We start from the raw sequence: 11,307 nt of genomic DNA on the forward strand, positions 1-11,307 counted from the left end.
TCGCCGTCGACGGGGGTTCGGGGTGTGTGGACCCGAGCGACCAGACGATCGAGGCAGGCAAGTACACGCCCTTGAGCAGGCCGCTTTACATCTATGCGTCCAAGGCCTCGGTGGCCAAGCCCCACGTAAGGCAGTTCGTGGAGTTCTATCTGGACAGCGTGGGTGACGTGATCGGCGACGTCGGCTACGTATCCATGCCGAAGGAGAAGGCCGAGGACGCCCGCAACATCTTCAAGGAGGCAACGAAGAGCGCGTGAGCGCCACTCCCGCTCCCACGAGCCTGCGAGAGGGCGGAGACCCCGCCCTCTCGCAGGCCGTTGACCTCTCCCACCGGCCGCGGCCGGGCGAAAAGGTGATCCGCGCGTTGCTGGCCGCGTGCGGCGTGATGTCGATCCTGACGACGGCGGGCATCGTCCTCACGCTGGCCTTTGAGGCGTTTGAGTTCTTCCGCGAGGTGCCGGTGTGGTCTTTTGTCACGGGCACCAACTGGTCCGCGCTGATCGAGCCCAAGGCCTACGGGGTCCTGCCGCTGGTGTCAGGCACGTTGATGATTGGGGTCCTCAGCGCGATTGTAGGCGTTCCTCTGGGCGTTTCCACCGCGATCTACCTCCGGGAATACGCCTCTCCCCGTGTCCGAAACCGCCTGAAGCCCACGCTCGAGGTGTTGGCCGGGATACCCACGGTCGTCTTGGGGTACTTCGCGCTGACGTTCGTTACCGAGACCGTGCTGAGGCCCCTTTTCGGCGACCGCATCGACTTCTACAACGGGCTTTCGGCCGGGCTGGTGGTCGGCATCATGATCGTGCCGATCATCGCCTCAGTCTCCGAGGATGCGATGGCCGCCGTCCCCCGCTCGCTCAGGGAGGGGGCGTTCGGGCTGGGCGCCTCCCGCATGACGACTTCGCTGCGCGTCGTCCTGCCGGCGGCGATGTCGGGCATCGCGGCCTCCGTGGTGCTCGGGCTGTCGCGTGCCGTCGGTGAAACGATGATCGTCGCGATCGCCGCGGGCTCCAGCCCCCGTCTGACCGCCAACCCGCTCCGCAGCATCCAGACCCTGACCGGCTACATCGTCCAGGCCAGCCTCGGTGACACGCCGCAGACGTCGCTGGAGTACAAGGGCGTCTTCGCGGTCGGGCTCGTCCTGTTCCTGATGACGCTGGCGCTCAACGTGGCGAGCATCCGCCTGGTCCGGAAGTTCAGGCAGGCGTATTGATGGCAACGCGGCTGTCGCCCACCGAGCTGCGCTGTTCCGACACCCTCCGGACGAAGGACCGCGCATTTCGGTGGGTTCTGCTCGCGGGGGCCACGACAACGATTGCGATCCTTCTCGTCCTGGTCGCGGACATCGTCAGGGACGGCGCGGGCAGGCTCAGCCCTGAGTTCTTCACCTCCTACGCCTCGCGCTTCGCCAGCCGCGCCGGGCTCCGGGCCCCCCTGCTCGGGACGCTGTGGCTGATGGGTCTCTGCTCGGTGCTGACCGTCCCGCTCGGGGTGGGGGCGGCGATCTATCTGGAGGAGTTCGCCCCCTCCAACCGCTGGACCCGCCTGATAGAGACGAACATCGCAAATCTCGCGGGAGTGCCATCGATCGTCTACGGCCTGCTGGGCCTGGGCCTGTTCGTCCGGGGACTGAACCTCGGCAAGGTCGTCCTCGCGGGCGCACTCACCCTGTCGCTCCTGGTGCTGCCGATCGTGATCATCGCCTCGCGGGAAGCTCTGCGGGCCGTGCCGGGAGCCATCCGGGATGGCGCGATGGCACTCGGGGCAACCCGATGGCAGGCGGTTCGATACGAAGTGCTGCCGGCGGCGATTCCCGGGGTGATGACGGGCACGATCCTGGCGCTGTCCAGGGCAATAGGCGAGACCGCCCCTCTCATCACGCTGGGGGCATTCACTTTCGTGGCGTTCGACCCCCGCGGCCCCTTCGACACCTTCACGGCCATTCCGATCCAGATCCTGGGCTGGGCCATCCGGCCGCAGGAGGCGTTCCACGAGATAGCGGCCGCCGCGAGCATCGTGCTGCTCGTCGTCCTGCTGGGGATGAACGCCTTCGCGATCTGGCTGCGGAACCGCTACCGTCGGGAGTGGTAGCGGTGGCGCACGGGGTCATGGCTCACCAAATACAGTCGTTTCCGCAGCCCGCCCGTTTGAACGGACATCGGAAAGAGGAATTGCCGGCCGACATCCTGGCTAAGACGGCCCACGTCTTCGAGGTTCGAGACCTCCACGTCTTTTACGGCGACTTTCCGGCGTTGAAGGGACTGAACCTCGACATCGCGCGCAAGCACATAACCGCGATCATCGGGCCGTCCGGGTGCGGGAAGTCGACTCTGATCCGCTGCTTCAACAGGATGAACGACCTGGTCCCGACCGCACGGGTCCAGGGTGAAATCCGGTACCACGGCGTCGATTTGTACGGTCCCGGCGTCGATGCCGTAGAAGTGCGGCGCCGCATCGGAATGGTCTTCCAGAAGCCCAACCCCTTCCCGAAGTCCATCTACGACAACGTCGCCTTCGGCCCCCGGGTCAACGGCCTGAAGGGCAGCCTCGACGAAGTCGTGGAGAAATCCCTGCGCCGGGCGGCCCTGTGGGACGAGGTCAAGGACAAGTTGCGGAAGAACGCCTACTCCCTGTCCGGCGGACAGCAGCAGAGGCTGTGCATCGCCCGGGCGATCGCCGTGGAGCCGGACGTCATCCTGATGGACGAGCCCTGCTCGGCCCTGGACCCCATCGCCACCAATCACATCGAGGACCTGATGCAGGATCTGAAGTCGCAGTACTCGATCCTGATCGTCACCCACAACATGCAACAGGCGGCCCGGGTGGCCGATATGACGGCGTTTCTCACGGTCGAGGTGGACGAAAGCGGGGGCCGGACCGGGATCCTGGTGGAATACGACGTGACGCAGAAGATCTTCACGACGCCGGCCGACCGACGGACCGAAGACTACGTAACCGGACGCGTCGGCTAGTTCACCGACTCCCGGGAGCCGGGGATGTCGCCTTTGTGCGAGGCGTCGGTGAACTCCTTGAACTCCCCTGTCACCAAAAAGGCGACCTCCTCGCCGATGTCCACGGCGTGGTCCCCGAGCCGCTCGAGCTGCCGGCTCACGAGCACCATCCTCGCGGCCCACTCGATGGTGGTCTCGTCGTCGGCCGCCACCTTCGCGACCTCCTTGATCAGCCCGCGGTTGAGCCGGTCGATGGAGTCGTCCATCCGGGACAGCCCCAGGGCCGCGGTGAGGTCGCGGGAGGAGAACGCCCGGAAGGCGGCGTCGATCATCCTTCCGGCCTGGGCCCCCATCTCCTTGAGCTCCCCCAGGATGGCCTCGGACGGAGGCAGGTCCTTCACGAGACGGACGACCTTGCCGATCGTGGTGCAGAGATCGCCCATGCGCTCGAGGTGCATGTTGATGTGCAGCATGGCCGCGACGAGCCGGAGGTCCACGGCCACGGGGGCCTGAGTGGCCAGCAGAGTGAAGATCCTGTTGCGAATCTCCATATAGCAGCGGTCGATGGGGTCGTCACCCCGGACGACCTCGTCGCCCAGCTCCTCGTCGAAGCTCAGGAGGGCCTGCATGGCCTTTTCCAGCTGCTGGAGGACCTGGCCGGCCACCTCAACGCACAGGGTCTCGACCTCGGCCAGCTCGTCGCGGAAGGCTTTTCGCACGGTCCAGCCTACCGCCTCCGCAGTCACTGCCCGACCCCGCCGCGGGGCCCGGATCAGACGAATTGGATCAGAGGCAGGAATTCCGCTCGCCACGGCGAAACCAGAGTCAACTCGAACCCAATGAGGAGGGTTTGCTCATGGAGAAGCAGCTCAAGCGCCTCGCCCTTGTGGCGATGGCCACGGCCGCCGTCGCGACCGGTCTTTTCGCCGGCCCCGCCTCCGCGGCTGGGTGCCTGCCTGTGGCGCAGCACCAGGAGATCTCGGCCAACGGCTCGACCTTCTACCTCCAGATCCGTGGAGAGGGTGCGGCCAGCGAGCCGTGGGTCTACGAGGAGAGCAACGGCATCGCCGGCCTCCAGCGCGGCGGAACCAACGGCTGGCTCGTGCCGCTCCAGTCGCTGCAGAGCAAGGACAACTGCAACGACGGTGGCACCCCGGACCGCGTTATCCAGTAGTCACGGGTTTCCCAAAAGGCCCGGGCCTGGCGGCCCGGGCCTTTTTGCTTGCTAGGCAACTGGCCCGGACGGGTTCACTGGCTCCAAGCTCGTGCGTGCGAGGCAGGAATCGACCTTGGGTGGGCGAACTCTTTGAGTCACTACCCGCAGAGGAGGGTGTTCATGAAGAAGCAGCTCAAGAAAGCAGCGGCCACGGCGGCCGCGGTTTTGGCCGTGTCGGCAACGGCGATGGCTCCCGCCTCGGCAGCCGCGTGCGTGCGCGGCACAGTCGCCGAGGTCGAAGCCGGACCGGCGAAGCTGTACCTGATCCACATAACGGACGCCAACGTCCCGGACTGGATCTACGCCGAGAACAACGGCATCCCCGGCCTGCAGCGCGGCGGGAAGCACGGCGGGCTGCCCCTGCCACAGAGTGTGGACAGCGGCGACCCCTGCAACGACGGGGGGACCCCCGACCTGCAGATCTACTAGACCACAGAAAGCCCCCGGACCCCGGTCCGGGGGTTTTCGCTTGTTCCCTACGGCGACGGCAGGGCAGCCGCCGTCTGTTGGTCTCCGCTGCGGACCTCGAGACCGTCGGATCCCACGTCCACAACGACCGGGACGCCTTCCTGCAGGTCGCCCGCGAGCATCTTCCGGGCGATGCGGTCCTCGAGCTCCCGGCGGATGACCCGCTTGAGCGGCCTCGCCCCGTACACCGGGTCGTAACCTTCGTGGGCGAGCCAGTCCTTGGCCCCCTCCGTCACTTCCAGCGTCACGCCTCGCTCCACCAGGCGCGCCTGCACCCGCCGCAGTTGGATGTCCACGATCGACCGCAGCTGGTCCTGCGTCAGGCGACGGAAGATCAGGATCTCGTCCAGCCGGTTGAGGAACTCGGGCCGGAAGAACCCCTTTACGGCCTCCATGACGCTTGACTCGTCCACGTCGGCAGCCAGCAGGTGCTCGCTTCCGAGGTTGGACGTCATTATCAGGATGCAGTTGCGGAAGTCCACGGTCCGGCCCTTGGAGTCGGTCAGGCGTCCTTCGTCCATGACCTGCAGCAGGACGTTGAACACGTCCTGGTGCGCCTTCTCGACCTCGTCGAGCAGCAGCACCGAGTACGGACGCCGCCGCACCGCCTCGGTCAGCTGGCCCCCCTCGTCGTGGCCGACGTACCCCGGCGGCGCGCCCACCAGACGCGACACCGTGTGGCGCTCCTGGTATTCGGACATGTCCAGGCGGACCATCGCCTTCTCGTCGTCGAACAAAAACTGGGCCAGGGCCCGTGCCAGCTCGGTCTTGCCGACGCCGGTCGGGCCGAGGAACAGGAACTGCCCGATCGGGCGGTCGGGGTCCGACAGGCCCGTGCGGGAGCGGCGAATGGCGTTGGAAACGGCCTCCACCGCCGACTCCTGCCCCACGACACGCGCGTGCAGGTCCTGTTCCATGCGCAGAAGCTTCGCCATCTCGCCTTCCATCAGGCGCAAGACGGGGATGCCGGTCCACTTTGCGACGACCTCCGCGATGTCCTCGGCGTCCACCTCCTCCTTGAGCATCTTGCGCTCGGACTGAACCTCGGCCAGCCGGGCCGTCGCCTCGTCTATGTCGCGCTGCAGGGCCACGAGGGTGCCGTAGCGCAGCTCGGCCGCCTTCTCCAGGTTTCCGTCGCGCTCGGCCTGCTCGGCCCCCAGGCGCGCCTCCTCGACCTGCTCCTGCAGCCGGCGGATGCGCCCGATCGCCTCGCGCTCGGACTCCCACTGCGCACGCAGCCCGTTGAGCTGCTCGTTGAGCTGTGCCAGGTCGCGCTCCACCCGCTCGAGCCTGTCCTGGGACGGAGCATCGGACTCCTTGCCCAGCGCCGCTCTTTCGATCTCGAGCTGCTGGACACGGCGCTGAACCTCGTCGATCTCGGTCGGGACGGAGTCGATCTCCATGCGCAGCCGGGCCGCGGACTCGTCCACGAGGTCGATCGCCTTGTCCGGCAGGAATCGTCCGGAGATGTACCTGTGGGAAAGGGTCGCGGCGGCCACGAGGGCCGAGTCGGTGATCCTCACGCCGTGGTGGACCTCGTAGCGCTCCTTGAGGCCGCGCAGGATCGCAATCGTGTCCTCCACCGAGGGCTGGTCCACTAACACCGGCTGGAACCGGCGCTCCAGGGCCGGGTCACGCTCGATGTGCTTGCGGAACTCGTCCAGGGTGGTGGCGCCGATGGCGCGCAGCTCTCCTCGGGCGAGCATCGGCTTGAGCATGTTGGCCGCGTCCACGGCGCCCTCAGCGGCGCCGGCACCCACGAGGGTGTGCAGCTCGTCGATGAACACGATGATCTGCCCTTCCGACTCCGAGACCTCCTTGAGGAAGGACTTCATGCGCTCCTCGAACTCGCCGCGGTACTTGGTGCCTGCCACCATCCCGGACAGGTCCAGCGAGATGAGCCTTTTGTCCTTCAGCGACTCCGGCACGTCGCCGGACGCGATGCGCTGCGCCAGGCCCTCGGCGATCGCCGTCTTGCCCGTGCCGGGCTCCCCGATCAGCACGGGGTTGTTCTTCGTGCGCCTGGACAGGACGTGCACGACTCGGCGGATCTCGTCGTCGCGGCCGATGACGGGATCCAGCTTCGCCCTGCGTGCCAGCTCGGTGAGGTCGCGGCCGTACCGCTCAACCGCCTGGTACTTGGACTCGGGATCCTGGTCCTGGACGCTGTGGGCGCCGCGGATGTCCACCAGCGCCTTCAGGACCGCCTCTCGCGTGGCTCCCGCCTCGCGCAGCGCCGCACCCGTCGATCCTTCGTCGGCGCACAGGGCGAGCAGCATGTGCTCCGTGGAGACGTAGGAGTCCTTGAGCGCCTGAGCCTCCTCAAGCGCCCTGTCCAGGACCGCACTCAGGGCCGGCGATACGAAGACCTGACCCGGCGTCCCGGCCTCACGGCGCGTGTACGCGCGGGGCAGGCGATCCAGCATCGTCTCGACCGAATCACGAAGAGACCTCGGGGACACCCCCAGCTTCTGCAGAGTGGGGTACACGGGCCCCTCCGCCTGTCCGAGCAGCGCCCGGAGCAGGTGTTCGGGCCCGACCTCTCCGTGGTTGCGTTCGTCGGCAAGCGTCTGGGCCGCCACCACGGCCTCCTGCGACTTGTGGGTCAGCTTGTTGAAGTCCATCAGGAGGTGGCGGCGGGTCCCAGTGGGATCGGCCGGCGGTTTTTGCGCTGAAGCTCCTCGAGCATGGCGGCGAGGTCCGTGTTGGTCGCCGACGCGGGCAGGATCGCACCGGCCTCCCGGGCCATCCTTCTGACCTCATCGGCCAGCCGGGCCTCGGACTTCTGCAGGCGCGAAGCCGACCGCTCCAGCTCCCGACGCACCCTGTCCAGCTGCTCCTCGAGGTCCAGGATCATCCGCGCGCCGGCCAGGTTCACACCGAGGTCCTGCGTCAGCTCCTGGATCCGCTGGAGCCGCCTGATGTCGGAGGCCGAGTAGCGCCGCGTGTTGCCCGTGGTCCGTGTCGGGCGCAAAAGGCCCTTGCGCTCGTAGACGCGCAGTGTCTGCGGGTGCACTCCCGCCAGCTCCGCAGCCACGCTGATCACGTAGACCGGCTGCTCGGACCGCGACCCGTCGCTGCTGCTCTTCCTTCCGGACATCCTGGCTACACCCCCAGGTGGGATCGGGGCGACTCCTCGGAGGCCGCCAGCTTCTCCACAGCGTCACGTTCGGCCTTTGAAAGCTTCTGCGGCACCGCGATCTGCACGGTTGCCAGCAGGTCCCCGGCGCCGGCGCGGCGAGGGATTCCCCGGCCCCTGATCCGGAAAGTCTTGCCGGACGACGTCCCGGGGGGGACCTTGAGGGTCACCGGCTCCGACAGCGTCGGAACCTTCACCTGGGCCCCCAGCGCGGCCTCTGCGAACGTGAGGGGCAGCGTGATCGTGAGGTCGTCGCCCCTTCGCGAGAAGAACGGGTGAGCCGCCACCGAAACCCTCACGAAAAGGTCCCCGGACCCACCTCCGGACGAACCCGCCTCGCCCCGGCCACGCACCCGGATTCGCGCGCCGTCGGACACGCCGGCAGGAAACTTCACGGTGAACTCCCGTCTCTCCTTGCGTGTCCCGGACCCCCCGCATCCCTGGCACGGATCGTCTGAAACGGTCCCCCTGCCGCGACAGCCGGGGCAGCTCTGCGAGATCGCGAACGGACCCTTGCTGTTGGCCACCGTCCCGCGGCCCGAGCACTGCGGACAGGTCTTCGGGTTCTTGCCCCCGGACCCACCGCAGGCCGAGCAGGTCGTGGGAAGGTCCAGCGAGACGCGTCGCTCGCTGCCCAGCGCCGCCTCCTCAAACGACAGGGTGACGGTGGTCTCCACGTCGCTGCCTTTGCGGCGGCCGCGACGTCCGAAGCCGCCGAATCCCCCGCCGGACCCGCCCATCACGGTCTGAAGAAAGTCCTGCAGATCAAACTCGTCTCCGAGGTCGTCGGTTCTGAACCCGCCGGGCCAGCCGCGCCCGCCGCCCGCCGCAACGGCGTCGCGAAGCTGGTCGTACTCCGCGCGCTTTTTGGGGTCGCTCAGGACGTCGTAGGCCTCAGCCATGTCCTTGAACTTCTCCTCGGACTGCTTGTTGCCGGGATTGCGGTCGGGGTGATGCTGGAGGGCGAGCTTGCGATACGACTTCTTGATCTCGTCTGCGGTCGCGCCCTTGGAGACGCCGAGTGCGGCGTAGAAGTCCTTGTTGATCCAGGACTGGGAGGCCACGTCCTACGCCCCTTCCTCCGGGGCGGGCTCGGCGGCCGATTCGCTCCCCTCGGAGGGAACCGCCACGTGGACCAGGGCGGGGCGGATCGTCCGGCCCTTGAGGCTGTACCCGGGACGGATCACCCCGAGGACCGTCGGCTCTGACACATCCTCCTGACGCACGGACGACATCGCCTCGTGGAGCTGGGGGTCGAACGGCTGCCCCTCGGCCTCCACGTGCTCCAGTCCTTCAGACTTGAGCAGGTCGCGCAACGACCGCACCGCCAGCTCGACCCCCCGGACGATCGGCGCGGCCCCCTCGTGGGCACCGGCAGCCTCGACCGCGCGGTCGAAGTCGTCCAGGACCGGGAGAAGCCTCTCGATGATCCTCCGCGACGCACGCTCGCCGGCCTCGGACTGCTCACGCACGAGGCGTTGTTTGAAGTTCTCGTAATCCGCACGGTCGCGGCGGAGCTGCTCGAGGCGGTCCTCGGAAAGCCGCCGGACCTCCTCCAGCTGGGCCTCCAGGCCGGACCTCGGGTCCGCCTGCTCCTGCGGCTCCTGCGGCTCGACGTTCAGGTCCCGAGGAGGACCGGCGGGTGCCTCCGACTCGTCACGCGGCGCCCGCTTGTCACGGACCGTGACGGGGACCCGCGGACGGTCCGGATCGACCGGACTGCTCACGAAGCGCTCCCTTCGTCCACGACCTCGCCCTCGACGACGTCGTCGGCGGCGTGCTGACCGTTAGGACCGCCCTCGCCGGCGGCCGTGGCGTCGTCCTGCGACTGCGAGTAGGCCTGCTGAGCGAGCTGCTGGGACGCCTGCAGGAGCTCCTGGGTGGCTGTGTTGATGGCCGCCACGTCGCTTCCCTTCAGGGCCTCTCGCGCGGCCTGCAGCTTGGATTCGATATTGGCCTTGTCGTCATCGGACACCTTGTCCCCGAAGTCGCGCAGGACCTTCTCGACGTTGTAGATCGCGTTGTCGCACTGGTTGCGTGCCTCGGCCTCCTCGCGGCGCTGTCGGTCGCGGTCGGCGTGCTCGGTCGCCTCGCGCATCATGCGGTCGATCTCCTCCTTCGGCAGGGCGGTGCCTCCGGTGATCGTCATCGCCTGCTCCTTGCCGGTGGCCTGATCCTTGGCCGAGACGTTCACGATCCCGTTGGCGTCGATGTCGAAGGTGACCTCGATCTGCGGGGTCCCGCGCAGCGCCGGCGGCAGGCCGACGAGCTGGAAACGGCCGAGGGACCTCACGGCAGGCGAGGTGGACATCTCACCTTCGCCCTGCAGGACGTTCACCTCGACGGACGTCTGGTTGTCTTCTGCGGTGGTGAAGGTCTCGGACCGGCGCGTGGGGATGTGGGTGTTGCGCTCGATCATCTTCTGGTAGATGCCGCCCTTGGTCTCCACACCCATCGACAGCGGCGTGACGTCGAGCAGGACGACGTCCTTCATGTCGCCCTTCATGATCGACGCCTGGATGGCGGCTCCCACCGCCACGACCTCGTCGGGGTTGACGCCCTTGTGGGGGTCCTTGCCGGTGAGGCCGCGGACCAGCTCCTGGACCATCGGCATCCGGGTCGAGCCTCCCACCAGGATCACGTGGGTCAGGTCCTTCGCCTCGATCTTCGCGTCGCGGATCGCCTGGTTGAACGGGCCCTTCAGCTGGTCAACCAGGTCGGCCGTCAGGCGCTCGAACTGAGTCCGGGTGAGAGTGGTCTCGAAGTGCAGCGGCCCGGAGGCCGTGGCTGTGATGAACGGCAGCGAGATCGTCGTCTCCTGGGTCTGGGACAGCTCGATCTTGGCCTTCTCCGCCGCCTCCTTCAGGCGCTGGAGCGCCATCCGATCCGATGACAGGTCCACGCCGTGGTTGTTCTTGAACTCCGACACGAGGTGGTCGATGATCCGCTGGTCCCAGTCGTCCCCACCCAGCTGTGTGTTGCCGTGGGTGGCCTTGACCTCGAAGACTCCGTCGCCGATCTCCAGGATCGAGACGTCGAACGTCCCGCCCCCGAGGTCGAAGACCAGGATCCGCTCGTCGGCGGAACCCTTCTTCTCCAGGCCGTAGGCCAGGGCGGCAGCAGTTGGCTCGTTGATGATCCTCAGGACCTTCAGGCCGGCGATCTCACCGGCTTCTTTGGTGGCCTGGCGCTGGGCGTCGTTGAAGTAGGCGGGGACCGTGATCACGGCCTCGGCGACGGAGTCACCGAGGTAGGCCTCGGCGTCCCTCTTGAGCTTCTGCAGTACGAAGGCCGAGATCTGCTGGGGGGTGTAGTCCTTCGCGTCGGCCGTGAACTTCCAGCTCTCGCCCATATGCCGCTTCACGGACCGGACGGTACGGTCGGGGTTGGTGATGGACTGACGCTTGGCGATCTCCCCCACCAGGACCTCGCCGCCCTTTGAGACGGCCACGACCGAGGGGGTCGTCCGGGCCCCCTCGGCGTTGGGGATGACGACCGGGTCCCCGGCCTCGACGGTTCCGACGACGGAATTG

12 protein-coding genes are annotated in these 11,307 nt (G+C 67.5%); 6 read left to right on the plus strand and 6 right to left on the minus strand.

Going from position 1 to position 11,307, the window contains the following annotated elements; genetic code table 11:
* From VNE62_11265 to pstB, 4 genes are all read left to right on the plus strand, one after another.
* Nucleotides 1-257 (plus strand): hypothetical protein (locus VNE62_11265; GenBank protein HVE92857.1); only part of this gene is annotated, 257 nt, incomplete at its 5' end.
* The gene (gene pstC / locus VNE62_11270) at nucleotides 254-1,213 is read left to right on the plus strand and encodes a phosphate ABC transporter permease subunit PstC (protein ID HVE92858.1); all 960 of its coding nucleotides are present in this window, start codon (nucleotides 254-256) and stop codon (nucleotides 1,211-1,213) included. The genes VNE62_11265 and pstC, both read left to right, overlap by 4 nt.
* Nucleotides 1,213-2,091 carry a phosphate ABC transporter permease PstA gene (pstA, locus tag VNE62_11275; protein HVE92859.1) on the plus strand — a complete coding sequence of 293 codons (879 nt, stop codon included), beginning with the start codon at nucleotides 1,213-1,215 and terminating at the stop codon, nucleotides 2,089-2,091. The genes pstC and pstA overlap by 1 nt, the downstream gene beginning before the upstream one ends.
* Before the next feature lie 80 nt (nucleotides 2,092-2,171).
* Nucleotides 2,172-2,972 (plus strand): phosphate ABC transporter ATP-binding protein PstB, encoded by an 801-nt coding sequence (gene pstB, locus VNE62_11280; GenBank protein HVE92860.1) that lies wholly within the window; start codon nucleotides 2,172-2,174, stop codon nucleotides 2,970-2,972.
* On the opposite strand, the gene phoU is transcribed toward pstB, so the two are convergent.
* Nucleotides 2,969-3,670: a phosphate signaling complex protein PhoU gene (gene phoU / locus VNE62_11285; GenBank protein HVE92861.1), complete on the minus strand. Its 702-nt coding sequence runs from the start codon at nucleotides 3,668-3,670 to the stop codon at nucleotides 2,969-2,971. The two genes, pstB and phoU, sit on opposite strands and share 4 nt — an antisense overlap.
* A gap of 137 nt (nucleotides 3,671-3,807) precedes the next feature.
* On the opposite strand from phoU, the gene VNE62_11290 reads away from it, so the two are divergent.
* Nucleotides 3,808-4,125 (plus strand): hypothetical protein, encoded by a 318-nt coding sequence (locus VNE62_11290; protein ID HVE92862.1) that lies wholly within the window; start codon nucleotides 3,808-3,810, stop codon nucleotides 4,123-4,125.
* A gap of 162 nt (nucleotides 4,126-4,287) precedes the next feature.
* Nucleotides 4,288-4,596, plus strand: a complete 309-nt coding sequence (locus tag VNE62_11295; GenBank protein ID HVE92863.1) for a hypothetical protein — start codon at nucleotides 4,288-4,290, stop codon at nucleotides 4,594-4,596.
* Between the two features lie 47 nt (nucleotides 4,597-4,643).
* On the opposite strand, the gene clpB is transcribed toward VNE62_11295, so the two are convergent.
* From clpB to dnaK, 5 genes are all read right to left on the minus strand, one after another.
* Nucleotides 4,644-7,259, minus strand: coding sequence for an ATP-dependent chaperone ClpB (gene clpB, locus VNE62_11300; protein ID HVE92864.1), 2,616 nt, complete (start codon nucleotides 7,257-7,259; stop codon nucleotides 4,644-4,646).
* On the minus strand, nucleotides 7,259-7,735 hold the full coding sequence (locus VNE62_11305; protein ID HVE92865.1) for a helix-turn-helix transcriptional regulator: 477 nt from the start codon (nucleotides 7,733-7,735) through the stop codon (nucleotides 7,259-7,261). Before VNE62_11305 ends, clpB begins: the two co-directional genes overlap by 1 nt.
* A gap of 5 nt (nucleotides 7,736-7,740) precedes the next feature.
* Nucleotides 7,741-8,838 (minus strand): molecular chaperone DnaJ, encoded by a 1,098-nt coding sequence (gene dnaJ, locus VNE62_11310; protein ID HVE92866.1) that lies wholly within the window; start codon nucleotides 8,836-8,838, stop codon nucleotides 7,741-7,743.
* A gap of 3 nt (nucleotides 8,839-8,841) precedes the next feature.
* On the minus strand, nucleotides 8,842-9,501 hold the full coding sequence (locus VNE62_11315; GenBank protein HVE92867.1) for a nucleotide exchange factor GrpE: 660 nt from the start codon (nucleotides 9,499-9,501) through the stop codon (nucleotides 8,842-8,844).
* On the minus strand, nucleotides 9,498-11,307 hold a 1,810-nt coding region (dnaK, locus tag VNE62_11320; protein HVE92868.1), incomplete at its 5' end, for a molecular chaperone DnaK. The genes VNE62_11315 and dnaK, both read right to left, overlap by 4 nt.

This window comes from Actinomycetota bacterium, assembly GCA_035536535.1.
Taxonomy (GTDB): Bacteria; Actinomycetota; JAICYB01; order JAICYB01; family JAICYB01; genus DATLNZ01.